The 23,308-nt window shown below is 70.3% G+C and carries 23 protein-coding genes; 9 read left to right on the top strand and 14 right to left on the bottom strand.

The features are described from left to right. Positions 1 to 14: 14 nt before the first annotated feature. From AB0K21_RS37480 to AB0K21_RS37500, 5 genes are all read right to left on the bottom strand, one after another. Positions 15 to 512 carry a DUF1203 domain-containing protein gene (locus tag AB0K21_RS37480; protein WP_343978092.1) on the bottom strand — a complete coding sequence of 166 codons (498 nt, stop codon included), beginning with the start codon at positions 510 to 512 and terminating at the stop codon, positions 15 to 17. A 252-nt stretch (positions 513 to 764) separates the two neighbouring features. After that, complete coding sequence (locus AB0K21_RS37485; RefSeq protein ID WP_364156851.1) at positions 765 to 1,703, bottom strand: hypothetical protein; 939 nt, start codon at positions 1,701 to 1,703, stop codon at positions 765 to 767. An 11-nt stretch (positions 1,704 to 1,714) separates the two neighbouring features. Next, positions 1,715 to 2,305 carry a matrixin family metalloprotease gene (locus AB0K21_RS37490; RefSeq protein ID WP_364156854.1) on the bottom strand — a complete coding sequence of 197 codons (591 nt, stop codon included), beginning with the start codon at positions 2,303 to 2,305 and terminating at the stop codon, positions 1,715 to 1,717. Between the two features lie 371 nt (positions 2,306 to 2,676). After that, positions 2,677 to 4,518, bottom strand: coding sequence for a protein kinase (locus tag AB0K21_RS37495; RefSeq protein ID WP_364156857.1), 1,842 nt, complete (start codon positions 4,516 to 4,518; stop codon positions 2,677 to 2,679). Between the two features lie 184 nt (positions 4,519 to 4,702). Further along, positions 4,703 to 6,142: an MFS transporter gene (locus tag AB0K21_RS37500; protein ID WP_343978097.1), complete on the bottom strand. Its 1,440-nt coding sequence runs from the start codon at positions 6,140 to 6,142 to the stop codon at positions 4,703 to 4,705. A 146-nt stretch (positions 6,143 to 6,288) separates the two neighbouring features. Here AB0K21_RS37500 and AB0K21_RS37505 point away from each other — a divergent pair, with 146 nt between their 5' ends. The 7 genes from AB0K21_RS37505 (at position 6,289) to AB0K21_RS37535 (ending at position 11,028) form a co-directional block, all read left to right on the top strand. Further along, entirely contained in the window at positions 6,289 to 6,744 is a 456-nt protein-coding gene (locus tag AB0K21_RS37505) for a MarR family transcriptional regulator (RefSeq protein WP_343978100.1), read from the top strand. Positions 6,745 to 7,078: 334 nt separating this feature from the next. Further along, complete coding sequence (locus tag AB0K21_RS37510; RefSeq protein WP_343978104.1) at positions 7,079 to 7,510, top strand: Hsp20/alpha crystallin family protein; 432 nt, start codon at positions 7,079 to 7,081, stop codon at positions 7,508 to 7,510. Positions 7,511 to 7,721: 211 nt separating this feature from the next. Next, positions 7,722 to 8,840, top strand: coding sequence for a fructose-1,6-bisphosphate aldolase/phosphatase (gene fbp, locus AB0K21_RS37515; RefSeq protein ID WP_343978107.1), 1,119 nt, complete (start codon positions 7,722 to 7,724; stop codon positions 8,838 to 8,840). 104 nt (positions 8,841 to 8,944) lie between these two features. Further along, positions 8,945 to 9,205 (top strand): DUF1876 domain-containing protein, encoded by a 261-nt coding sequence (locus AB0K21_RS37520; protein ID WP_343978110.1) that lies wholly within the window; start codon positions 8,945 to 8,947, stop codon positions 9,203 to 9,205. 167 nt (positions 9,206 to 9,372) lie between these two features. Beyond that, positions 9,373 to 9,813 carry an OsmC family protein gene (locus AB0K21_RS37525; protein ID WP_343978113.1) on the top strand — a complete coding sequence of 147 codons (441 nt, stop codon included), beginning with the start codon at positions 9,373 to 9,375 and terminating at the stop codon, positions 9,811 to 9,813. Then, entirely contained in the window at positions 9,813 to 10,097 is a 285-nt protein-coding gene (locus AB0K21_RS37530) for a fumarylacetoacetate hydrolase family protein (protein ID WP_364156863.1), read from the top strand. The genes AB0K21_RS37525 and AB0K21_RS37530 overlap by 1 nt, the downstream gene beginning before the upstream one ends. Positions 10,098 to 10,125: 28 nt before the next feature. Beyond that, positions 10,126 to 11,028, top strand: coding sequence for a dioxygenase (locus AB0K21_RS37535; RefSeq protein ID WP_343978116.1), 903 nt, complete (start codon positions 10,126 to 10,128; stop codon positions 11,026 to 11,028). A 102-nt stretch (positions 11,029 to 11,130) separates the two neighbouring features. Here the strand turns inward: AB0K21_RS37535 and AB0K21_RS37540 are convergent, their stop codons facing one another. Both AB0K21_RS37540 and AB0K21_RS37545 read right to left on the bottom strand, forming a co-directional pair. Continuing rightward, on the bottom strand, positions 11,131 to 11,772 hold the full coding sequence (locus tag AB0K21_RS37540; RefSeq protein WP_343978119.1) for a lysoplasmalogenase: 642 nt from the start codon (positions 11,770 to 11,772) through the stop codon (positions 11,131 to 11,133). A 156-nt stretch (positions 11,773 to 11,928) separates the two neighbouring features. Beyond that, entirely contained in the window at positions 11,929 to 12,741 is an 813-nt protein-coding gene (locus tag AB0K21_RS37545) for an SAM-dependent methyltransferase (RefSeq protein WP_343978122.1), read from the bottom strand. A gap of 316 nt (positions 12,742 to 13,057) precedes the next feature. Between AB0K21_RS37545 and AB0K21_RS37550 the strand changes: the two genes are divergently transcribed. Both AB0K21_RS37550 and AB0K21_RS37555 read left to right on the top strand, forming a co-directional pair. Continuing rightward, complete coding sequence (locus AB0K21_RS37550; protein WP_343978125.1) at positions 13,058 to 14,656, top strand: M4 family metallopeptidase; 1,599 nt, start codon at positions 13,058 to 13,060, stop codon at positions 14,654 to 14,656. Positions 14,657 to 14,844: 188 nt separating this feature from the next. After that, complete coding sequence (locus AB0K21_RS37555) at positions 14,845 to 16,338, top strand: MFS transporter (RefSeq protein ID WP_343978128.1); 1,494 nt, start codon at positions 14,845 to 14,847, stop codon at positions 16,336 to 16,338. A 12-nt stretch (positions 16,339 to 16,350) separates the two neighbouring features. On the opposite strand, the gene AB0K21_RS37560 is transcribed toward AB0K21_RS37555, so the two are convergent. From AB0K21_RS37560 to AB0K21_RS37590, 7 genes are all read right to left on the bottom strand, one after another. Then, positions 16,351 to 17,523, bottom strand: coding sequence for an NADH:flavin oxidoreductase (locus tag AB0K21_RS37560; protein WP_364156869.1), 1,173 nt, complete (start codon positions 17,521 to 17,523; stop codon positions 16,351 to 16,353). A 77-nt stretch (positions 17,524 to 17,600) separates the two neighbouring features. Continuing rightward, positions 17,601 to 17,885, bottom strand: a complete 285-nt coding sequence (locus tag AB0K21_RS37565) for a DUF1540 domain-containing protein (RefSeq protein ID WP_343978134.1) — start codon at positions 17,883 to 17,885, stop codon at positions 17,601 to 17,603. A 377-nt stretch (positions 17,886 to 18,262) separates the two neighbouring features. Continuing rightward, on the bottom strand, positions 18,263 to 19,441 hold the full coding sequence (locus AB0K21_RS37570; RefSeq protein WP_364156872.1) for a saccharopine dehydrogenase NADP-binding domain-containing protein: 1,179 nt from the start codon (positions 19,439 to 19,441) through the stop codon (positions 18,263 to 18,265). A 61-nt stretch (positions 19,442 to 19,502) separates the two neighbouring features. Further along, positions 19,503 to 20,609: an LLM class flavin-dependent oxidoreductase gene (locus tag AB0K21_RS37575; RefSeq protein WP_364156875.1), complete on the bottom strand. Its 1,107-nt coding sequence runs from the start codon at positions 20,607 to 20,609 to the stop codon at positions 19,503 to 19,505. A 49-nt stretch (positions 20,610 to 20,658) separates the two neighbouring features. Then, positions 20,659 to 21,645, bottom strand: a complete 987-nt coding sequence (locus AB0K21_RS37580; protein ID WP_343961041.1) for an ABC transporter substrate-binding protein — start codon at positions 21,643 to 21,645, stop codon at positions 20,659 to 20,661. Continuing rightward, complete coding sequence (locus tag AB0K21_RS37585; protein WP_343961039.1) at positions 21,642 to 22,409, bottom strand: ABC transporter ATP-binding protein; 768 nt, start codon at positions 22,407 to 22,409, stop codon at positions 21,642 to 21,644. Before AB0K21_RS37585 ends, AB0K21_RS37580 begins: the two co-directional genes overlap by 4 nt. Then, on the bottom strand, positions 22,382 to 23,212 hold the full coding sequence (locus AB0K21_RS37590; RefSeq protein WP_343961037.1) for an ABC transporter permease: 831 nt from the start codon (positions 23,210 to 23,212) through the stop codon (positions 22,382 to 22,384). The genes AB0K21_RS37585 and AB0K21_RS37590 overlap by 28 nt, the downstream gene beginning before the upstream one ends. Between the last annotated feature and the right edge of the window lie 96 nt (positions 23,213 to 23,308).

Consider the following 23,308-nt stretch of genomic DNA (forward strand, 5'->3'; position numbering starts at 1 on the left):
CCGGGGGGCCGGGGTCAGGCGCGGCGTACCTCGAACATGAAGCAGCCGAACAGCACGGCCCGTACGTGCACCAGTTCCACCTCGGGGTCGGCGAACTGCTCGGCCAGGACGGCCTCCGACGCGATGGCGTCACCGCTGACGTGGTGCTCCACCAGCCGTCCGCCCAGGATGCCGCCCCTGTCGTCGTAGGCGCGGAAGACCCGCAGCTCACCCCCCATCCCGGCGGGAAAATCCGTCCCGCCGAACCCCTCGCACGGCTCGGCGTGCACGAACACCGGGCCCACCTCGTCGTACGGGCCGGGGTCGGCTCCGGCCTGGGCCGCCCACCGGCGCAGCGGCGCGTACGAGAGCAGGGCGAGTTCCTCTCCGGGGAGGCTGTGACGCAGGCAGCAGCGCAGCGGGGAACCTCCCTCGGTGTCGGTGACCGGACGGGGCGGGCGCCCGGCGTCGTCACGGACCCGCAACCCGGCGACGACCTCGGCGTCGATGGCGAAAGTACGGAAGGTGCTCATGGATCGATGTTCGGCCCTGACCGGTCGGTGCGCTGGCGGAAATCAGACCTGGTTGCGGGCCGGACCATCACGCTGTTCCGTACGGCTCAAGGTTCCCGTACGGCTCAAGCCGGCCGGTGAACCGCCGGGGCGATCCCAGGACACGGGTCGGGGATCGAAGATGAGGCCCCGCCCCGGTTCGCCGGGGCGGGGCCGTGTCTCATCGGAGTGGCCGGGCCGGCGGGTGTCCGGCCCGGTGTCGGTGCCGGCCTCTCAGGCCGCGCGCACCGCGCGGTTCAGCAGCTGGCCCAGGGTCGGTGTGTCGACCTCGGGCTCGTTCTCCGTGGGGCCGGGGGTGTCCGCCGTGACCGGGTCGGGGACGTCCAGCACCGAGGCGTCGGGATCGTCCGTGGGGTCCGGGACAGGGGTGGGCGTCTGGCCGGGGTCCTCCTCGTGCGGGAAGTCCGAGGGCTTGGGGGGCCTGGGGGTCTCCGGCTCCGGCTCCTCCTCCACGGGCGGCGGGCCGCCGTTGAGTATCTGGTTCACCCGCTCCGGGTTGTCCATGAGCGGTGCGATGACCGGCTCGCCCGGTGCCTGCTCGACGAACACACCCTCGCCGATCGGGATGTGCACCGAGGCCAGGTAGCCGGCCAGCGCCTGGGGCACGGCCCGTCCCTCGGCCTGGCTGCGCTCCAGGGCGTTGTGCACGTAGAACAGCCCGTGCCCCGCGCTGCCGATGGAAGTACGCAGGAGGTCCAGGGAGATGTGACCGGGCTGCTCGACCTGCAGCCGGATCTGACCGTTCCGCACTCCGAGGCCGAGCTGCCCGGACAGCGTACGGTCCACCCTGACGACGAGGCTGGCGTAGCGGACCGCCGCGTCGGGATCGTCGTAGCCGACGATGGGCGCGGCGCCCGCGCCGTCGTCGGAGCCGAAGGCGATCCCCGGCTCGATGCCGACGACGGTGCCCTCCAGCATCGCCGCCGCGGGGGCGAAGCCTCCGGAGGCGGGCGCACCCGGCGTCAGGTCGTCCAGCGAGTCGTAGAGGTACTCGCCCGTCGACTCGCCCACGTCGGAGCGCATCAGGGACCAGAACGGAGGAGCGGGCTCGTTGGACCGGGCGGCGGCCACACCGACGGCGGCCAGCAGGCCCAGGGCGGTGACCAGGGTGAGGCTCACTCCCGCGGTGCGGGATCGGAACGTCTTAGGCATGTGTTCCGTCCTCAGAATCGGCCGTTGATGTGCGCGACGTCGTGCGCGGTGTAGGTGCGCACGGTGGAGCGGCCTGACTTCATGCAGGAGGTGCTCTGGGAGGAGTGGTCGAGCCCGGTGGTGTGCCCCACCTCGTGGCAGGTCGTCTTCTTACGCTCGTTCTCCGAGAAGCGGCTCATGTCGGCCAGATCGAAGCGGATCTCGTACTGGTCGCACTTCCACCAGCCGTTGATGGTCCCCGGGCTGATTATCCGCACGCACTTGGCGTGGGCGTAGATGTTCTTTCCGGTGCTCGACCCGTCCCAGTCAAGGCCCCAGTAGTCGTTGTAGTACTGGTCGAACATCTCCACATCGGTGTGCTTGTCAGGGTTGGAGTCGTAGTGCGTGGCCATGTCGGTCTGGGAGTCCAGCTTGATCATGGCGTAGTTGGCCGCGACCTTCATGTACGAGGTCAACGACGAGTAGTTGTAGTAATGGTCCTTGTTGTCGGCCTGCGCGCAACACCCTGACGGATGCAGATACGACCATCCGAACGCGTTGGCGCTCACCGGCGGCGCGAACGTGAGGAGCATGACGAAGGCGAGCAGGGTCGAGAGCGCCAAGGTGTGGCCTCGGACTCCCAATTCGCTCGACGGCTTTTTGGGCACCCATTTTCCTTACAAAAGGCGTGACATCAATAAAGATGATCTTTGCAGCTCCTTGACCGTGTCCGCAACAAGGTTTTCTCACCGCTGACAGGAGCGCCCTGACCAGGCACGTCGGCCCGCCCGGCCGGACCCCGGGCGCCGAAGACGACCCTCCGTTCCCTGGGAAGAACGATTCGCCGGTCAAGCCGCTTCGTGCGCTCCGGCCTTCCTCCGCCGCCGGGCGGCGACGGGCTCATCTCGATGCCCGAAGAGCTCGGGAAACGACCGGGGGCCGAGCGGCACAGCCACGATCTTCGCCCGTCACGCCGGACGAACGGATGCGAGTGTCACGGGCAGACCGTCCGGTAGTCCACTTCGGGGACGTACCGCGCCCATTCCTCGCGGGTCAGGGAGTCCGCGGCGATCGCGCAGAGCGCCGCGGGGAGATCACCGGGGATGCCGACATCCCACAGGCGCACCGCGCCGTCACGACCACCGGTGACCAGCGCCTGTCCGTCGGGGCTGAAGGGCACCGAGGCGACCACGTTGGTGTGGCCGGCCAGGATCGCGCGCTCCGGGTCGCTCAGGGCGGTGAGCATGCCGGTGCGGGCCTCGGGGGTCGGGCTGACGCGCCAGGCCGCCACCGCCAGCAGTGCCGACAGCCTGGGATCGCCGGCGAGGAGTTCGCTCTGCGCGGCGAGCCGGTGGGAGACGGCCACGTCGCGCCGGTGGTCGGCGTCTCGCCGCGCCCGTACGGCCAGGGCCGTCGCCACCAGGGCCACGGCGAGGAGCGCGGCCAGGAAGACGGTGAGGGCCTGGCGGCGCCGGATGTCGCGGGTCAGGGCGCGGGTGCCGGCGTTGAGGAACTCGCTCTCCAGCCGGTTCAGTACGAGACGCCGACGGCCTGTGGTGACCCAGAGCAGGGCCTCTTCCAGAACTCCGCCGCTGAGCACGTCTCCCGGTCGCCGGCCGCGGGTCTCCCACGCCTGCGCGGCCTGCCGGATCCGGTGATGGACGGGCAGGCCGTCGCGCTCGGTGTCGAGCCAGCCGCGCAGCCGAGGCCAGGCCCTCAGCACCGCGGGCCTGGCGAGGGTGATCCGCTCATCGGCATGGGTGACCAGGTCACGGAAAGCCATGAGCATGTTGTGCAGCACCCGCTCCTCCGGAGGTGTCAGCCCGCCGAAGAGTTCGGCGTGCGGGACCGGCCGGGGCAACAGGTCGCCGTCGTCGCCGACCGTCACCAGGCGGAGGAAGACCTCGGGAACACGGTCGCGTTCCTCAGGGGTGAGGGCGGTGTAGGCATCCTCGGCGATCATGCCCAGGGTCGGATCGATCGGCTCCCACCGGGCCGGTGACCCTGCCTCCGCGCTACCCGCCGCCATCAGGTCGCCGGGGGTGTCCGGTGTGTCGTTGATGAGGGCGGACAGGATGGCGCGGGCCGTCGGCCGGGCGAGCGGGTCCTTGGCCAGCGCCGCACCGACCAGCATACGCAGCGACTCCGGCAACATACCGAGATCAGGATCGGCGGTGAGCACCCGACGAGCCACCCCGAGAACGGAATCGGCCTGGAAGGCATGCTCGCCCGTGACGGCGAACAACACGATCGCCCCCCAGGAGAAGACATCGGCCGCCGCTCCGGCCCGCCTACCCTCGAAGATCTCCGGCGCCATGTACGGAGGGGTGCCGGCGGGCATCCCCATGGGGGTCAGCGACATCTCCACGGTCCGGGCGATCCCGAAGTCGATCAGTCGCGGGCCGTCGGGGCCGAGCAGGATGTTGTCGGGCTTGAGATCACGATGGATCATCCCGGCCTCGTGGATGGCCACCAGCGCGGTCACCACCCCGATCGCCAGCCGATGCAGGTCATCGCCCTGGAAGCGACGACCGTCCTGAACGACCCGGCCCAGACTCAGCCCGTTGACGAACTCACTGACGATGTACGGCCTGGGACCCTCCAGACGCGCCTGGAGGATCTTCGCGGTGCAGAACGACGCGACCCGCTGGGCCGCCCGCACCTCCTTCAGATACTGCGAAGCACCGCCGGAGCTGTGCAGAACCTTGATCGCGACACGGGTCCCGTCCTCGTCGTAGGCGTCGTAGACCACCCCCTGCCCCCCGGCCCCCAACCGACCGGCCAGCCAGTACTCCCCCAGCCGCTGCGGATCACCCGGTTGAAGAGCGTCGATCATCGCTGGCCCCCTCGCCTCATCTACTCCTTCGATGAGATGCCGTCCACCTCCGCAAAGTTCTGCACCGGCTCAAACCGTCGGCGGCGATGTCAACAGACCCGCTTCTTGGCGCGGTTCCCCTGTCCGGGTGCTCAGGGCGCTCCGCGCGTTCGAGGGCGGAACGGCGGAGTCCTCGGTGGAGGCGTCAGGACACGGTCGCCGGTTCGGCGGTGACGGCGTCCTCGGCCGGGGAGTCGGCCCGGCGCGCCGGGATCGCGGAGGCGATCGCCGCGGCGACGAGCGCGACGCCGCAGCCGATCAGCAGACCGGTGCGGAAGCCGCTCTCGGACGGCAGGGTGTGCCCGCCCAGCCGCATGGTCATCTGGGTGAGGACGACACCGATCACCGCGGCTGACACCGAGGTGCCGATGGAGCGCATCAGTGAGTTGAAGCTGTTGGCCGCGGCGGTTTCCGACCGGGGAACCGCACCCATGATCAGGGCGGGCATCGCGCCGTAGGCCAGTCCGACGCCTATGCTGCAGAGGCAGGTGACGATCAGCAGGCCCCACGTCGTCCCGAGCAGGGCCATCGATGAGCCGTACCCGAGCGCCATGACCAGGCTGCCGGTGACCAGGGTGACCTTGGGGCCGCGAGCGGCCGACAGCCGTGCGCCCAGCGGCGAGACCACCATCATCATCAGGCCCGACGGGGCCGTCCACAGGCCGGCGGCCAGCATCGACTGGCCCAGACCGTACCCGGTGGCCTCGGGCAGCTGCAGGATCTGGATCACGATCAGCGCCTGGGCGTACATCGCGAATCCGACCACGATCGAGGCCACGTTGGTCAGCAGTACCGGGCGCCGGGCGGTGACGCGCAGATCGACCAGTGGGTCACCGGCTCGCAGCTCCCACCAGCCCCACACCACGAAGACGACCAGCGCGACGGCGAACAGCCCGAGGGTGGTTCCGCTCGCCCAGCCCCAGTCCGCACCCTTGGAAACCCCCAGCAGCAGGCAGACCAGGCCGATGCCCAGGCCGAGCGCGCCGACGACGTCGAGGCGTCCCGTGGTCCGGGCGGGCGTGGCGGGCACCAGCAGCCAGATCAGGCCGGCGACCAGCACGCTCAGCGCGGTCGCGCCCCAGAACAGCACCCGCCAGCTCGCGTACTCGGCGACCGCCGCCGCGACCGGCATCCCGAGCGCTCCGCCGATGCCCATGGACGAGCTCATCAGCGCGATCGCGGGGCCTACCCGCTCGGACGGCAGCAGGTCACGCAGTGCGCTGATGCCCAGCGGGATCATGCCCATGCCCATGCCCTGCAGACCTCGCCCGATGATCATCTGGGTCACCGAGTCGGCCAGCGCGCAGGTCACGCAGCCCGCGATGATCGGTACCGAGCAGGCCAGCATCATCCGGCGCTTGCCGTACAGGTCGCCGAGCCGCCCGATCACCGGGACGGCCACCGCCCCCACCAGCAGGGTGATGGTGATCACCCAGGAGGCGTTGGCCGCGTCGGTGTGCAATATGCGTGGCAGCTCGCCGATCAGCGGCACCACCAGGGTCTGCATGAGCGAGGCGACGATACCGGCCACCGCCAGCACACCGACGATCCCACCGGGGCGGGTGGTGGACGTGGAGTCGTCCACGTGGATCTCCCTTGTCTGGACAAATAAGGCGATGTGTACGATACACATAATGTGCTTGATGCATAAAATGGGGGTGATACACACCGACCACCGATGCGCGCTCGTATGGCGGAACAGGACGCGAGGAAGTCTGGAGAGGGATCGGCTTGGAGAAGCCCACACACTCGATCGAGTACGAGACCATGCTGCTCGGGCGGTACTACCACCTGACCCTGTCCCGCGCCGAACGTGCGGGCGACCACCTGGACCGCAGCGCCTACGTCCTGCTCAGCCGCATCCAGCTCGTCGGCCCGATGTCCATCGGGCAGCTCAGCGAGGCGTTCGACCTGGACCCCTCCACCCTCAACCGGCAGACCTCGGCCATGCTCCGCGCCGGGCTGGTCGAACGCATCCCCGACCCCGACGGGGGCATCGCCCGCAAGTTCCACATCAGCGCCGAAGGCGAGCGCCGCCTCCGGTGCCAGCGCGACGAGATCGTCCGCAGCATGGACAAGGTGCTGGACGGCTGGACGCCCGAGGAGGTCGCCACCTTCGCCGCCTGCCTCCAGCGGTTCAACACCGATATCGAACGTCTCACCGGCCGCCCCTGGCCCCGTCCCTGACCGCCTGCCGGTGGTGCCCTCCGAGGTTTCCGGTCAGGGCCGCCCTGGCCCCTCGGGCACCACACCCGGCTCTGCGCGAAGACCTCCGGCCGACAACCCCCGTCCCAGCGCCGTGGCCGCCGACGGCGCGGCCTCGGCCCAGGCCACCGCCGCGATCCGGTGGTGCCGCCTCGAATCGCGCCCGAGCCACGGTTCGAAGGGCGTCGACGGCTTTCCGGCGTCGGGCACGGCGGCCAAAAGACCTACGTGTTTAGGGACCTCTGACTGTTATCCCGAGTCCTGCCCGGTGGTGTGATGGAGATATGGGAAGACCCCGGTAGACAAGGAGGACACCATGAGCATGCCGATGATCCGCGAGCGGCGAGGCCTCGTCCCCGAACTGTTCAACTGGTTGGACATGCCCCTCGCCGCCCTGCAGTCGCCGGCGGCGCAGCCCATCAAGTTCGAGGACTACGTCAAGGACGATCGCTACGTACTGCGGGCCGAGTTGCCGGGAATCGACCCCGACAAGGATGTCGACATCACCCTGTCCAACGGTCTCCTGACCATCCACGCCGAGCGGCGTGACGAGCAGAGGGACCAGCAGCGGACGGAGTTCCGCTACGGCTCCTTCACCCGGTCGATCACACTGCCCAGCGACGTGGACGAGAACGACGTCAAGGCTTCCTACGACAAGGGGGTTCTGGAGGTCAGCGTCAAACTCGCCGACACCAAACAGCAGGAGAAGCACATCCAGATCGAGTCCACGCCTCGGCAAGAGTCCTGACGGATCGGGCGGACCCGCTCGACATGACGCGGGTCCGCTCATGACCCGCGGATCGCGGCGGATCCTCCGCGCGCGGATCACCGGTCGCGGGCCGCCCGAGCACCCCCCACAAGCAGGTACGGAAGTCCCGCCCGGCCGGGGCCTTCTGCCCTATCCATACGCAAGGCCCCTGACCAGCGTGGAAGCAGGACAACCCACGGGGGGGATCATCATGATCACTTTGAGTGTCATCAAGGCCGACACCGGGGGGTTCGTCGGCCACTCCGCGGTGCACCCGAACATGATGGCCGAGGCCCGCCGCGAGATCGACCGGGCGACCGCCTCGGGACTGCTCATCGACGGCCAGGTCGCCAGCTGCGGCGACGACATCTCGCTCATCATGACCCACACCTACGGCGCCGACGCGGGGCTCATCCACTCCTTCGCCTGGGACACCTTCCAGGCCACCACCCACATCGCCAAGGGACTCGGCCTGTACGGCGCCGGCCAGGACCTGCTGTCGGACGCCTTCTCCGGCAACCTGCGGGGCATGGGTCCCGGGTACGCGGAACTGGAGTTCGAGGAGCGCCCGTCAGAGCCGGTGCTGTGCTTCCTGGCCGACAAGACCGAGCCGGGCGCGTGGAACCTGCCGCTGTACAAGATGTTCGCCGACCCGTTCAACACCGCGGGCCTGGTCATCGACGGAAAGATGCACGCCGGCTTCGGCTTCGAGGTCTACGACCTGTACGAGGAGAAGCGCATCGTCTTTGACTGCCCGGCCGACCTGTACGACATGCTGATGTACATCGGCGCCCCGGCCCGTTACGTGATCCACGGCGTCCGTTCCAAGACCCTGGGTGAGACCGCGGCCACGACCAGCACCCAGCGGCTGTCCCTGATCGCCGGCAAGTACGTCGGCAAGGACGACCCGGTGATGATCGTCCGCTGCCAGTCCGGGTTGCCGGCGGTCGGCGAGGCACTGGAACCCTTCGCCTTCCCGTACACGGTCGCCGGGTGCATGCGCGGCTCGCACCACGCGCCGTTCCTGCCTGTCCCGGTCCGGCAGGCGCACCCGTCCCGGTTCGACGGCCCGCCGCGCGTGGTCGCGCTGGGATTCCAGATCCACGACGGGAAGCTGATCGGCCCGCGCGACATGTTCGACGATCCGGCCTTCGACGGCGCACGGGCCCAGGCCTCCGAGATCATGGACTATCTCCGCCGCCACGGTCCGTTCGAACCGCACCGGCTGCCACTGTCGGAACTGGAGTACACCACCATGCCCGCTCTCGCCCAGCGGCTCGCGAACCGCTGGACCCCGATGACCACCGAGATCGCGACACCCGTCGGATGATCCACGCGACCGCCCGGTCATCCCGGGCGATCGGCGTCCGATCGGCCCGCCGCGCACTCGAGGGCACGACACCGCGAACACCCGTTCGATCGGAGGTTCCTTCCATGGAAGCCAAGCAATGGACCGTGCAGATCTACATCACCGAAGAGGGCGATGACACCTCCGCCCGGGCGCTCCTGACCACCAAGGACGACACCCACCTGACCGGGATCGGTCACGCGCGCCGCAACCCGGTCGACCAGTCGGTCCCCGAGATCGGCGACGAGCTCGCGGTCGCCCGCGCGCTCGCCGATCTGGCGGAAAGGTTGCGCACCGTCACCGCGGAGGACATCGCCCAGGTCGCCGCCGGGCCCACCTCATGGTGACGGCCTCTCGCCTCGGGCCACCGGGATCGGCATGACCGCACCGTCCGCCTCGGCCACGGTCCGCGGACGGTGCGCGCTCTTCACCTGTCGACGCACAGGGGCCATCCCGGGGCGATGAGATCCACGTGCTCCACCTACGGAACCTGAACACACCCGTGGAGTCACCCATGAAGCAGAACCGGAACGGAATGGTGAAGATCACCTGGCACGGCGGCGACCGCTTCGACGTTCGGATACGCCGCCACACCATCCGTGTCGACCAGCCCACGGACTTCGGCGGAGGCGACACCGGCCCCATTCCGGTCGAGCTGTTCGTCGGGAGTCTCGCGGCCTGCGTCGCCCATCGCGCCGAACGCTACCTTCACCGATGTGAGCTGCCCGCCGGCGTCACCGTGACCGCCCACTACGACCTGGAGCTGCGTCCGGCACGGGTCGGCCGAATCGATCTGGTCGTCGACGCTCCCGGCCTTCCCGAAGGGCTTCGGGAATCGTTCACCACCGTCGTGGAGCACAGCGCCGTGCACAACTCGCTGCGGCTGCCGCCGGAGATCACCCTTCAGGTCCGCACCGAGGAGGGAGCGGTCATGGAGGCGATCGAAACGACCTGATGCCATCGGTGACGTCCAGGCCGAAGAACTCCGCGGAGCGACCCGCCTCGCCCGGCTTCTTGACGAGCCGGATACTCTCGATCTCCTCGACCAATAAGATGATCTTCTCAGCAGGGACGACTCTCTCGTTCGACAGCCGCACGTTCACGCTCCGGCCCGGCGCCGTCATCGCCGCCGGAACGCCGTCCGGGATCGGCTACCCGCGTACACCCCGCGGCTGCTGCACGACGGCGACGTGGTCGAGGTGGAGGTCGGGAAGCCGAGCGGCGCCCGTACTCCAGTGATCAACACAGCGAGCGCAGAGGACTGGGCATGAGTGAGACCATGGGCTCCGGGCGCGGCCCGGCCGGCAGCCCCCCCGTGACCGAGCAGGTCGTCGGCCAGCTCCAGGGTGCGGACACCCGATTGATGACCATCATGGAGAGCCTCATCCGTCACCTGCACGGCTTCGTCGAGGACGTGCGGCCCACGGCGGCCGAGTGGGAGGCGGGACTCGCCTTCCTCGCACGTACCGGTTCGTTCTGCACGCCCACCCGGCAGGAGTTCGTCCTGCTCTCGGACATGCTGGGACTGACCACGCTCGTCGACGACGTGAACAACCAGGGACCGGCCGACATGACGCCGAGTTCGGTGGAGGGCCCCTTCCACTCCGTGGCCCCGCCGCGCGAACTGGGTGACCTCATCGCCGCGGGCCCCGAATGGGGCCGGGCCGAGAGCGCCGTGATCCACGGCACCGTGCAGGACTGCCACGGGAACCGCCTGCCGGGTGCGATCCTCGACGTGTGGCAGGCCGACGACAAGGGCCACTACGACACCCAGGACGCCGAGCAGCCAGAAGGCAACCTGCGCGGTCTGTTCACCACCGACGAGAACGGCGAGTACTGGTTTCGCACCGTGAAGCCCGCCAGCTACCCCGTGCCGATGGACGGCCCGGCAGGCGACATGCTCCGCGCCATGGGACGTCATCCCATGCGCCCCGGCCATCTTCACATCCGCGTCGAGGCGGCCGGGCATCACACGCTGACCACCCACGTGTTCGTCAACGACGACCCCTACCTGGACTCCGACGCCGCCTTCGCGGTCAAGCCGGAGATCATCGTCGACTTCGAGCCGCGCGAGGACCAGGCCTCGATCGAGCGGTACGGGATGGACGGGCCCTACCTGGACGTCACGTTCGACATCAGGCTCGCCACCGAGTCGGAGATGAAAAGGTGATCATGGAGAACCGCGGCCCCTGCCGGTGACGATCTCCCCGGAGCGGACCGGTCGGATGTCCCCTCCGGCGGAGGGGCATCCGCCGCCGGCTGTGCGACCACTTCAGTCACGGAGGCGATCGACGATGCCCGAGGCCAGGAGGTACTGGGCCGCGACGTAAGTAGCCATGATCACCAGGCCGGTCATCGGCGGGCGGGGAAGGTCCGCCAGGCCGAACGCGATCAGCGCGTCGGAGAGCAGGAACAGGGCGCCGCCGGTCCCGATGCGCGGGCCGAGACCGGCGGCGGTCACCGCGGTGGCGGTCAGCAGCAGCGAGTAGACCGCCACCGGCAGGCGCAGGTCGCCCAGGCCCGGCCAGAGGAGGAAGATCATTCCCGCCCACAGGACGCCGTAGACCACCGGGATCGCCGGGCGGCGCAACACCCGAAGTGCCCCCTCGCGGACGAGACAGGTCACGTAGCAGACGTGCGCCCCGGCGAACAGGGCCATGCCCGCGATGAAGAGACCGTCGATCTCCAGGGCCACGTCGCCGCCCCAGGAGAGCAGGAGCGCCGCCACCAGCAGGCGCGGTCCCCGCCGCGCCAGCACCCAGGCCGCGAGCAGCGGCATCAGCAGCGCCTTGGTCACGGAGTTCATCGGGCCTTCGCCGACGGCGACCAGCGCCAGATGGACCGCGGAACAGAGCCAGAAGGCGGCCGACAGGGTGCGGGAGACCGCTCCGGCCCTCAGAACATCATTCTGCACATCTGGATGCTAGGGCCTGCCACCCGGCAGGCCCTAGGCGCCCGTCGCCTTTCGACGGTACCCGGGCCGCGCGGGCCGCCAGGTGGGCACCGGGCCCCCGGACCGGGCGGGGCCGATCCGGACTCCCGGGTCAGAACACGCGGACGGCGAGGTGCCCTACGGCTTGCGGCCCACGCCGCCGTACTGGAAGACGTCGCGGTCGCGGAAGCTGGTCTGCGGCTCGGGCCGCCACGTGGGCAGCGACACCACGCCGGGCTCCAGCAACTCCAGCCCGCCGAGGAACTCCTCCAGCTGCTGCCGGGTGCGGAGGGTGAGCGGGGTGGCGGCGCTGGCGTTCCACCTGGCGGCGGCCTCGTCCATCGACGGGCTGTGCACGCTGTGCGCGATGGCCAGGTGGCTGCCCGAGGGGAGCGCGTCCAGCAGCGTGCGCACCGCGGTGTGGGCCTGGTCCCCGTCGGGGACGAACTCCAGGACGCCCATCAGCATCAGCGCGACCGGCCGGGAGAAGTCCAGTGTCCGCGCGGCCTGTCGCAGGATGGGCTCGGGATCGCGCAGGTCGGCGTCGATGTAGGCGGTCTCCCCATCCGGGGTGCCGCGCAGCAACGCCCTGGCGTGGGCCAGCACGATCGGGTCGTTGTCGACGTAGACGATCCGCGCCTTGGGGTTGACCCGCTGGGCGACCTGGTGGGTGTTGTCCGCGGCCGGAATGCCGGTGCCCACGTCCAGGAACTGGTCGATGCCCGCCTCACCGGCCAGATGGCGCACGACCCGGCCGATGAACTCCCGCTCGGCCCGCGCGTTGACCGGCAGATCCGGCATGACCTTCACGATCTCGTCGCCGACCGCGCGGTCGGGACCGTAGTTGTCCTTACCGCCAAGCCAGTAGTCCCACACCCGCGCCGAATGTGGGACCGAGGTGTCGATTCGCGCCAACACCTCGGTGTCGACCTCCGTGATTCCCTCGCTCATCAGAGCCTCCTCACCAGCGCACCCCGTAACAACACGATCGGAGCCCACCCTAGATGATCTCCGATCGGCCCGACGAAAAAATCGCCGTACATCAGACCAATTCAGTCGAGGGAGTCCTAAAACATGATGTTCTCCCCCGCAACGGCGAGCCATAACAGCAGGTACCCCGGTACGGACAACCGCCCATATCACGGCGTTATGGGATTTTGTTAGGTGTTCGACTGCCTCACTCGGTGTCAGCTTTGGGGGAGCCCCGACTCTCAGGGCTCCCTGTATCCCTCCTCCCCACAAGGGACACCGAGAGGAATCGCCCCCCGTGAATCCGAAGACCAAGCTGGGCGCCGTAGCCGTAATGGCCGTCGCCACCCTGATCACCCCCGCCGCGGTGAGCAGCACGTCGGCGTCGGCGGACATCGCCGCCAGCGCCCTCTCCGCCGACCCCCCGGCCTACTCACCGCCGGACGCGGAGGCGCGCAACCGCGCCGTCACCACCGCCAACGCCACCATCGCCATGAGGTCGGAAGCCCTCCTGAAGGGGCAGAACGAGAAGTTCACCCTGATCGCCAACATCTCCGGCGCCCAGGGCCTGCAGTACCTGACCTACGCGCGCACCTACCGGGGTCTGCCGGTGTTCGGCGGTGAAGTGATCGTCTCCACCGACCGGGCCGGAGAGCTGGTCGGGTCGGTGAGCTCGGGCCAGCAGTCCAGGATCACGGTCGACGTCACGAGCAAGGTGGACGCCGCCGCGGCGACCGCCACCGCCCGCGCGCAGGTGTCCACCGTGGAGAGCGTGAGCACCCCCCGGCTGCTCGTGCACGCCGCCACCACCACGCCCAAGCTGGCCTGGGAGGTGGTCGTCACCGGCGCCAACGGCGAGACCCCGAGCGTCCTGCACGTCTTCGTGGACGCCCTCGACGGGTCGATCGTCGACTCCTACGACGAGGTCCGCGCCGGGACCGGCAACAGCTACTACAACGGCAACCCGGTGACCATCCAGACCTCCGGCTCCGGCAGTTCGTACTCGATGACCGACACCACCCGTCCCGGCCTGCGCTGCGGCGGGCAGGGCGGCACCGCCTACACCGGAACCGACGACGCCTGGGGCACCGGCTCGGGCACCAACCTGGAGACCGCCTGCGTCGACGCCCTGTACGCGGCGCAGACGGAGTGGAACATGCTCCGCAACTGGCTGGGCCGCAACGGGTTCAACGGCTCCGGCGGCGCGTTCCCGGCCCGGGTCGGCCTGAGCGCCGTCAACGCCTACTGGACCGGCAGCTACACCAACTTCGGGCGTAACCAGGCCAACAACCGGCAGGCCACCTCGATGGACGTGGTCGGCCACGAGTACGGCCACGCCGTCTTCCAGTACTCCGGGGCCACCGTGTCCAACACCACCGAGGCCGGCGGCCTGAACGAGTCGACGGGCGACATCTTCGGCGCGCTGACCGAGCACTACGCCAACCAGCCCGCCACCCTCGACCCGCCGGACTACCTGGTGGGCGAGGAGGTCAACCTGGTCGGCGCGGGTGAGATCCGCAACATGTACAACCCCGCCGCGCTCGGCGACCCCAACTGCTACACCTCCCCCTTCAACTACGAGGTGCACGCGGGAGCGGGCCCGCAGAACCACTGGTTCTACCTGCTCGCCGAGGGCACCAACCCGGTGGGCAAGCCGGCCAGCCCCGTCTGCTCGGGTCCGTCCACCCTGACCGGCATCGGCATCCAGAAGGCCGGCCAGATCTTCCAGGCCGGGCTGAACAGCAAGACCTCGCCGTGGACGCACCCCAAGGCGCGGAAGGCCACCGTGGCCGCCGCCAAGGCGCTCTTCAGCGGCTGCGTCGAGGTCAACGCGGTCAAGGCCGCCTGGAGCGCGGTGAACGTCCCGCTGCAGAGCGGCGAGGCGACCTGCCCGTAGCACCGGGCGGCTTCCGGCTCCGAAGATGAACCACAGTCCGGGCTCCGGCGACTCGCCGGGGCCCGGACTGTGATTTGAACATCCGAGAGGGGTAGATACGGGCTGCTGAAAGCCGGAGGCGTAGAACGGGGGCGGACGATGGTCCTCAGCCGGTCACCCGTACCGCCCGGAGGCCTGAAAGACGGCGGGTGGGAAAGGTCCGCGGACCGGGAAGCCGGATCCCCGCACCGCGCGGCCGGATGAGCGGCGAGGCGACGGCCCTCCAGGAGCAGGAGGGGGCCGACCCGCGCCGCTGGAAGGCGCTGACCGTCTGCCTCGTCGCCGGCTTCATGACCCTGCTGGACGTCAGCATCGTCAACGTGGCGCTGCCGGCGATCCGCACCGGGCTGGACGCTCCGCAGAGCGACCTGCAGTGGGTGGTGTCGGGGTACGCGCTCACCTTCGGGCTGGCGTTGATCCCCGCCGGACGGTTCGGCGACATGCACGGCCGGCGCAACGCGTTCGTTCTCGGCGTCGTCCTGTTCACCCTGTCCAGCGCGGCGGCCGGGATGGCCGGCGACCCGACGTTCCTGGTCATCGCGAGACTCGTTCAGGGAATGGCGGGCGGGATATTGAACCCGCAGGTCAGCGGGTTGATCCAGCAGCTCTTCCGGGGAGCGGAGCGGGGCCGGGCGTTCGGGATGCTGGGCACCGTGATCGGTGTCTCGACCGCGGTGGGCCCGCTGCTCGGCGGGGCGCTCATCCAGCTCGGTGGCGGCCCCGACGCCTGGCGCCTCGTCTTCTACGTCAACGTGCCGATTGGCGTGCTGGCCGTGGTCCTGGCATACCGCTACATCCGGCCTCCCGCCCACGGGAGGCGTCCCCGGGAGAGCATGGACCCGGTGGGCGTGCTGCTGCTCGCCGCCGGCATCACGCTGGCGCTCCTGCCGTTCGTCGAGGGGCAGCAGTGGCGGGGCCCGGAAAAGTGGCTGGCCCTGCTCGCCGGGATCGTGGTGCTAGCCGTCTTCGTCGCCTGGGAGCGCCGATACGGACGAAGCCACCAGCCGGTCGTCGACCTGTCCCTGTTCCGCAGGCGCTCGTACGCGCTCGGCGTCCTGCTCGGGACGCTCTACTTCGCCGGTTTCACCGCGATCTTCTTCGTGCTCACCCTGTACCTGCAGAACGGCCTGAGCTACTCGGCCCTGGAGGCCGGGCTGGCGACCACCCCGTTCGCCGGGGGGTCGGCCGTGACCGCCGCACTGGGCGGCCGGGTCGTCACCCGGCTGGGCCGGTCACTGGTGGTGTCGGGACTGCTGGTGGTCGCGGCCTCGCTGGGCGTCACGGTGCTCGCGGTGCTGCTGGTCCCCGGCGAGCATGTGGGCTGGGCCATCGCGCTGCCGCTGGTCTTCGCCGGGCTGGGCAGCGGCCTGGTGATCTCCCCCAACCAGACGCTGACCCTGTCGGAGGTACCGGTCCCGGTGGCCGGAGCCGCCGGCGGGGTGCTCCAGACGGGGCAGCGGATCGGCGCGGCCATGGGCATCGCGGCGATCGGCGCGGTGTTCTTCTCCGAGGTCGCCTCCTCCCACGGCGACTACGCGCTGGCGTTCCGGCACTCGCTGCTGGTCACCATCGTCTTCGTGCTGATCTCGCTGGTGGTGGCCGTCGCCGACGTGTTCGCCTCCCGGCGTTCCGGGCTCGACTGAGACCGGGCGCGATCACTCGGCGAGCACGCACCGGGTGCCGGAGTAGATCGTCGACATGCACCGGTTGCAGTGGACGCACCGGGATTCGACAGCGCGGTCCTTCATGATCCGGTTGGGCAGGTCCGGCTCCATGAGCAGGGCCCGGCCCATGGCGGCGAACTGGAAGCCCTCGCGCATGGCCAGTTCCATGGTCGCCAGGTTGGTGACGCCGCCGAGGAGCACCAGCGGCATCTTCAGGGCGGCGCGGAAGGCGCGGGCGTCGTCGAGCAGGTAGCCGTCCCGGTAGGGGTAGGAGCGCAGGAACCGGCCGCCCAGCAGCCGCACCCCCAGCCGCTGCGGCTGCCGCAGGGCCGCGGCGAAGTCACGGATCGGGGCGTCGCCCTTGAACAGGTACATCGGGTTGAGCAGCGAACTGCCCACCGTCAGCTCGATGGCGTCGAGGCCGCCGTCCGCCTCCAGCCAGGTCGCGACCTGGAGGCTCTCGTCGGGTGTCAGGCCGCCGCTGACCCCGTCGTCCATGTTGAGCTTGGCCAGGATCGCGATCCGGCCGCCGACGGCCTCCCTCACCGCCAGGGCGACCTCGCGCGCCAGCCGGGCCCGGTTGACCGGGCTGCCACCGTAGCCGTCGGTCCTGTTGTTGAGCCGAGGGCTGAGGAAGGAGCTGACCAGATAGTTGTGTCCCAGGTGGATCTCGACGGCGTCGAATCCCGACTCCTCCGCCAGGAGCGCCGCGTCGGCGTGCGCGCGGACGATGCGCTCGATGTCCGCGACGGTCGCCGCCCGGGTCATGCTCATGCCCAGCCAGTTGAAGCGCCGGGACGGGCCCAGCGCGGGGAGCCTGTTGGAGGCGGGATTGGCCACCGGGCCGGCGTGGCCGATCTGCGCGGAGATGGCGGCGCCCTCGGCGTGCACCGCCTCGGCGAGACGGCGCAGGCCGGGCACGGCCTCCGGGCGCATCCAGATCTGCCGCCACTGCGTACGGCCTTCCGGCGCCACCGTGCAGTAGGCCACCGTGGTCATGCCGACGCCCCCGGCGGCCACCCGCCGGTGAAAGCCGATCAGCTCGTCGGAGACCAGCGCCTCGGGGGTCATGCCCTCGAAGGTGGCCGCCTTGATCAGGCGGTTGCGCAGGGTGATCGGCCCGAGCTTCGCGGGTGCGAAGACGTCCGCGGCGGTTTCTGCCATGGGCCAGTGTTACCAAACAAGCGCTTGGATGCCAAGAGATCGAGACGCTGTTCCGTCGCCGTACGGCTCGTCCGCGGTCAGGCCGGCGCGTACGTGAGGCAGTCGATGTCCTTCTGCGCGTAACCGACCACGATGCCGGAGGCCTGGCATTCGTACTGGACGTTGTGCTGGCAGTCGGACATCTTGCAGGCGCCGACGCGGCCGGTGGCGGCGGGGTCGCCCCCCTTCACGTCGACCTTGAAGAAGGTCTCGCACTCCGCGTGATGACTGTTGCCGACCGTGATGGCCAGCGCGTGGCAGATGTGCTCCGCGTTGTAGGCGCACGCATCGACCTGGCACTCGTTGACTGCGGGCATTTTCATGGCTGACGCCTCCTGGGACTCGGGCCTGCCCCGGACGTGGCCGGCCATCGTCGGGGCCGGTCGCCCGACGTTCTGTTCGGTATCACCGCGCGGCGGCGCCGGCTCCTCCGCCGGCACCCGGGCCGTCAGGTCCTCACCACGCTCTTCCGCGCTCAGGAGTCGGACATGACGCGGTCCCCGTTCCCGCACGCGGACACAGGGACTAACCGGTCTAGTACCGCGCCCGAATCACCTTCACGCTCAGCTGGCCCCCAAGGCTTCGCCAAGAGCGGCCTCCGACGGACCTTCACGATCGGGAAGGCACCCGGCCGGCCCCGCCGAACGGAGCTTCCCGGCCCCTTCTCCACCGAGGCGGGGACGACCGATGTCACGAACGCCTATTTGCGCGAGTCGCTCAGCACCGTGAAGGTGATGCCCGCCCGCTGAAGGCGGCCGATCAGCGCGTCGCCCATCGCCACGGCGGTGGTCAGCTGACCGGAGACCTCCGGGAGGTCGTCCGTCGCCAGGCAGAGCGCCGACTCGCCGAGCATCTTGGCGGTCTCGCCGTAACCGGGGTCGCCGCCCGCGACCTCGGTGACGACGCGCGCCCCGCCGCCCAGGCCGAGGAAGGTGACCTTGAACCAGCTCCTGGCCCGCTGCTCGACGCCGGGCCCCTCACCGGGTGCGAAGCGGCGCAGCAGCAGGGAACGCGCCGGTGGGATCTGGGCGAGCAGCGCGAGGGCACCCGCTCCGGCGGCGAGGCCGAGCGCGACGGGCAGTCGCCTGACCGCGAGGTGGTGACGGTAGGTGAAGTCGGGGCCGTAGCGGTCCAGCGCGCGGGCCGAGCGAGCGACGATCTGCGGGTCGAGCGTGGGCAGCGGCAGGGCCCAGCCCCCGACGTGGCGGACCGAGCCGGGCACGCCACGCGTCTTCCTGGTCGCGGAGGCCGTGGCGGGTCCGGAGACGGTTTCGAGTTCGCGCCGGACGTTCGCGGCCTCGATCGTCTGCCGGAAGCGGGAGATCGCCGTCACGAGGGAGTGCGCGGTGCCGCCGGAGGCGGCGCCGGAGGCCCGGACGAAGCCGCTGACCTCCAGCGGCACCCCCTCGGGCAGCTGCCTGACCGTGAAGTAGGCGCCGAGGTCGTGCGGGACGGAGTCGAACCCGCAGGCGTGCACGAGCTTGGCCCCGGTCCTCGCGGCCCGCTCGTGGTGACGGATGAACATGCGGTCGACGAACTCGGGCTCGCCGGTGATGTCGGCGTAGTGGGTGCCCGCGTCGGCGCAGGCCGCCACCAGCGGCTCGCCGTAGAAGACGTAGGGGCCCACGGTGGTCGCGACGACCCTGGCCTGCCGGGCGATCTCCACCAGGGAGGCCGGGTCGGTCGCGTCGGCGTGGAGCAGCGGCAGCTCGGGCAGGCCGATCCGGTCCCTGACCGCTTCGAGTTTGGCCCGGTTGCGCCCGGCCAGCGCCCAGCGAAGGGCGGGACCGGCGTTGCGCGCGAGGTACTCCGCGGTGAGCGCCCCGGTGAACCCGGTGGCGCCGAACAGCACGATGTCGTACGGGCGGTCGTCAGGCATGCACCGAGATTCCTCCCCGCGGAGACCACGCGCAAGACGGGCTCGCCGGATGTGGCCGTGATCACCTCTGGAGGTGTGCGGCGACGCGGGGGAGCACGTTCTCGCCGAACCAGTACGCCTCCTCCAGGTGGGGGTAGCCGGACAGGACGAACTCCTCGATGCCGAGCGAGGCGTACTCCTCGATCCGCTCGGCGACCTGGGAGTGGCTGCCGACCAGCGCGGTGCCGGCACCGCCCCGCACGAGGCCGACCCCGGCCCAGAGGTTCGGATGGATCTCCAGGTCGCGGGCGGTGCCCCCGGTGAAGCCCTCGTGCAGCTCCAGCATGCGCCGCTGGCCGACCGACTCGCTACGGCCGAGCAGCTTTCTGGCCGAGACGATGTCGGCCGGGTCGATGGCGGCCAGCAATCGCTCGGCCTCCGCCCAGGCGTCGCGCTCGCTGTCGCGGGTGATCACGTGCAGCCGGATGCCGAAGCGGAGCTTACGGCCCCGCTCCTCCGCCAGCTCCCGGATCCACTCGATCTTCTCCGCCACCTGCCCGGGGGGCTCGCCCCAGGTGAGGTAGACGTCCACGTGCCTGGCCGCGACCGGTCCGGCGGCCCGCGAGGAGCCGCCGAAGTAGATCTCCGGGACGGGGTCGGGCGTCTCGGCGACCGTCGCGCCCTCGACGCGGTAGTGACCGCCGTCGAAGTCGTAGGGAGTACCGCTCCAGGCGCCGCGCACGACCGACAGGAACTCGTCGGTGCGCGCGTAGCGCTCGTCCTTGGACAGGTGGTCGCCGAACCTGGCCTGCTCGGCGCTCTCCCCGCCGGTCACCACGTTGAGCAGCAGCCTGCCGCGCGAGAGCCGCTGGTAGGTGGCGGCCATCTGCGCGGCCAGCGTCGGTGACATGAAGCCCGGCCGGAAGGCGACGAGGAACTTCAGCCGCTCGGTCTCACGGGTCAGCGCGGCGGTGACCAGCCAGGCGTCCTCGCACCAGGTGCCGGTCGGGGTCAGCACCGCCTCGAAGCCGAGTTGCTCGGCGGAGCGGGCGACCTGCGCCAGGTACTCGATGTCCGGCGGGCGGAACGTGGCCGCCTCGGAGCGGCCGTGCCCCCTGCCGAGGCCGTGGCCGCCCCCGGTGAGGACCCGGCTGTCACCGGCGGTGGGCAGGAACCAGTGGAACTTCATCGGATGCCTCCAGGCGTGGATCCCCCGGGCACGGACCTCGGGGCGGGCGTCACGAGGGGTCGTCCAGGGTGGCGTCGAACCGGGTGTCGACGAAGTCCGCGAACGTGACGGGGACGGGGATGAGCTTGGCCTCGCTGAAGGCGTCGGCGACGAGCTGCTCGCGGTCGACGACGTCACCGGCGAGCCTGAGGTCCTGGTACGAGCTGCGCTTGATCGCCGCGCCGACGACGGCCTGGTCCAGCCCGGTGAGCTCGGAGAAGACCTTGGACCACTCGTCCGGGTGCTCGTTGGCCCACTGATGTGCCCTGCGGACGCGCGCCACCCAGTCGCCCAGCGCGGCGGTGCGTGCCGGGTCGGCGAGGGCCTCCTTCCCGGCGATCTGGAACTCGAAGCCGTTGGCGTAACCCTCGCCGTCGACCAGGATGCGCGCCTTGGTCTGCGACTCGGCCTGGGCGGTGTAGGGATCCCAGATGGCCCAGGCGTCGATCCTGCCGGAGGAGAGCGCGGCCAGGGCGTCCGGCGGCTGGAGGTACTGGGGCTGGATGTCGGCGAAACTCAATCCCTCCTTCTTCAGCACGGCCAGCAGGTGGAAGTTGGCGGAGCTGCCCTTGGCCACCGCGACGCGCTTGCCGCGCAGGTCCGCCGGGGACCTGACGGGCGAGTCGGCGGGGACGACGACCGCCTGGCCGCCGAGACCCTTCTCGGCGACCGCGACAACGGAGATCTTCGCCCCTGCGGCGGCCGCGAAGACCGGCGGCGCGTTGCCGACCGCGCCGAAGTCCACCGAACCGGCGTTGATGGCCTCCAGGATCGGTGGCCCCGAGGTGAACTGTGACCAGGTGACCTTGTACTTGACGTCGTCGAGCTGGCCGGCCGCGGTCAGCAGCGCCTGCAGGCCCGTGCCCTTCTGGTCGCCGACGCGGAGCGTCACCTGGGACAGGTCGACCGAACCGTCGGCGCGGACACCCTGTCCTTCCCCGGCTCCGCACGCGGTGGTGAGGAACAGGAGCAGAGCCACGGCGATACGACGTTTCATGCGGTTTCCTCCGGGGTGACGCCCAGCCTGTCGAGCAGGGTGGAGCGCAGTGCGATGAGCTCGGGGTGGTCGCGGTGGCGGGGGCGGGGCAGCTCGATCCCGGACTCGTGGGCGATGGCGCCCCCGTCGAGCACCAGGACACGGTCGGCCAGCAGCACGGCCTCGTCCACATCGTGGGTGACGAGCAGGATGCCGGGGCGGTGCCGGGCCCACAGGTCGAGCACGAGCCGGTGGATGGTGATGCGGGTCAGCGCGTCCAGGGCGCTGAACGGCTCGTCGAGCAGGAGCAGGCCGGGCTCGCGGACCAGCGCCCTGGCCAGGGAGGCCCGCTGGGCCTCGCCGCCGGACAGGGTGAGCGGCCAGGCGTCGCGCAGGGCGCCGAGACCGACCTCCTCCAACGCGGCCAGCGCGGCGGCGCGCGGGTCGGGGGCGCGCAGCCCGAGTGCGACGTTGGCCAGGACCCGCTTCCACGGTACGAGCCGGGGCTCCTGGAAGGCCACGGCGGCGGTGCCGCCGACCTCGACCTCGCCCTCGGCGCCGGGGTCGAGTCCCGCGAGCACCCGCAGCAGCGTGGACTTGCCCGAGCCGCTCCGGCCGAGCAGGGCGACGAACTCGCCACGGCCGATCTCCAGGTCGACCCCGTCGAGAACCCGGCGTTCCCCGAAGTCCCGGGTGAGTCCCCTGACCGCGGCCACCGGAGCCGCCGCACGGAGCGGGATCACCGTGCGCGGCGGGGTCAACGTGACAGGAAGCTCTGTCGCCATGACAGGGCCCTCCTCTCCAGCAGGCGCACCAGCGCGTCGGTCAGCAGCCCGAGGATCGCGTAGACGATCAGACCGACGACGATCACGTCGGTGCGCAGGAACTCCCGGGCATCGTTGATCATGTGTCCCAGGCCGGCGTCCGCGTTGATCTGCTCGGCCACGATCAGCGCCAGCCAGGCCACGCCCAGGCTCTGCCGCAGGCCGACGAGGGTCTGGGCCAGCGCGCCCGGCAGGACGATGTGGGTGACGGTCTCCGTGCGGCTCAGCCGCAGCACCCGGGCCACCTCGGCGAGCCTGCCGTCGACGCCGCGGATTCCGGAGAAGGTGTTGAGGTAGAGCGGGAAGGCCACGCCGAGGGCGACCAGCGCCACTTTGGGCGTCTCGCCGATCCCGAACCAGAGGATGAAGAGCGGGATCAGGCCGAACAGCGGGAGCGCCCGCAGCATCTGCAGCGGCGGGTCGACAGCGTTCTCGCCGATGCGGCTGAGCCCCGCCACGAGGGCCAGGCCGATCCCGGCGACCGCGCCGAGAGTGAAGCCGATCGCCGCCCGCTGGAGCGAGACGGCGATCGCCTCGGGCAGGACACCCTCCTCGACGAGCCCGGCGGCGGCGGTGAGGACCTTGACGGGCGAGGCGAGGAGTTGTTCCGGGAGAAGTCCGACGGCGCCGGCGACCTGCCAGACGACGACGATGACCAGGGGGCTGACAAGGCGCTGCCAGACGGCGGCGGAGGGCAGGGGCACACGTGACCGCGTTCGCGCGGCCCGCTGTGGCACCCCCACGTCGACGACAGGAGCGGGCACGGAAGACCTCACTGAGGCTGGGGGCGGGTTCCCGCTCATCGTCGGCCAAATAACCCACAAAGTCAATCGGTAATACCGGTTATCCTCGACATTACT

The organism is Streptosporangium sp. NPDC049248 (assembly GCF_040678965.1).
Lineage (GTDB): Bacteria > Actinomycetota > Actinomycetes > Streptosporangiales > Streptosporangiaceae > Streptosporangium > Streptosporangium fukuiense.

Excerpts from the sequence above, each read along its gene's own strand:
- AB0K21_RS37485 (WP_364156851.1), bottom strand. The coding sequence starts at position 1,703 with ATGCCTAAGACGTTCCGATCCCGCACCGCGGGAGTGAGCCTCACCCTG.
- AB0K21_RS37570 (WP_364156872.1), bottom strand. The coding sequence starts at position 19,441 with ATGCCTGACGACCGCCCGTACGACATCGTGCTGTTCGGCGCCACCGGG.
- AB0K21_RS37575 (WP_364156875.1), bottom strand. The coding sequence starts at position 20,609 with ATGAAGTTCCACTGGTTCCTGCCCACCGCCGGTGACAGCCGGGTCCTC.
- AB0K21_RS37565 (WP_343978134.1), bottom strand. The coding sequence starts at position 17,885 with ATGAAAATGCCCGCAGTCAACGAGTGCCAGGTCGATGCGTGCGCCTAC.
- AB0K21_RS37585 (WP_343961039.1), bottom strand. The coding sequence starts at position 22,409 with ATGGCGACAGAGCTTCCTGTCACGTTGACCCCGCCGCGCACGGTGATC.
- AB0K21_RS37520 (WP_343978110.1), top strand. The coding sequence starts at position 8,945 with ATGGAAGCCAAGCAATGGACCGTGCAGATCTACATCACCGAAGAGGGC.
- AB0K21_RS37525 (WP_343978113.1), top strand. The coding sequence starts at position 9,373 with ATGAAGCAGAACCGGAACGGAATGGTGAAGATCACCTGGCACGGCGGC.
- AB0K21_RS37580 (WP_343961041.1), bottom strand. The coding sequence starts at position 21,645 with ATGAAACGTCGTATCGCCGTGGCTCTGCTCCTGTTCCTCACCACCGCG.
- AB0K21_RS37480 (WP_343978092.1), bottom strand. The coding sequence starts at position 512 with ATGAGCACCTTCCGTACTTTCGCCATCGACGCCGAGGTCGTCGCCGGG.
- AB0K21_RS37560 (WP_364156869.1), bottom strand. The coding sequence starts at position 17,523 with ATGGCAGAAACCGCCGCGGACGTCTTCGCACCCGCGAAGCTCGGGCCG.
- AB0K21_RS37530 (WP_364156863.1), top strand. The coding sequence starts at position 9,813 with ATGCCATCGGTGACGTCCAGGCCGAAGAACTCCGCGGAGCGACCCGCC.
- AB0K21_RS37535 (WP_343978116.1), top strand. The coding sequence starts at position 10,126 with ATGAGTGAGACCATGGGCTCCGGGCGCGGCCCGGCCGGCAGCCCCCCC.
- fbp (WP_343978107.1), top strand. The coding sequence starts at position 7,722 with ATGATCACTTTGAGTGTCATCAAGGCCGACACCGGGGGGTTCGTCGGC.
- AB0K21_RS37495 (WP_364156857.1), bottom strand. The coding sequence starts at position 4,518 with ATGATCGACGCTCTTCAACCGGGTGATCCGCAGCGGCTGGGGGAGTAC.
- AB0K21_RS37545 (WP_343978122.1), bottom strand. The coding sequence starts at position 12,741 with ATGAGCGAGGGAATCACGGAGGTCGACACCGAGGTGTTGGCGCGAATC.
- AB0K21_RS37510 (WP_343978104.1), top strand. The coding sequence starts at position 7,079 with ATGAGCATGCCGATGATCCGCGAGCGGCGAGGCCTCGTCCCCGAACTG.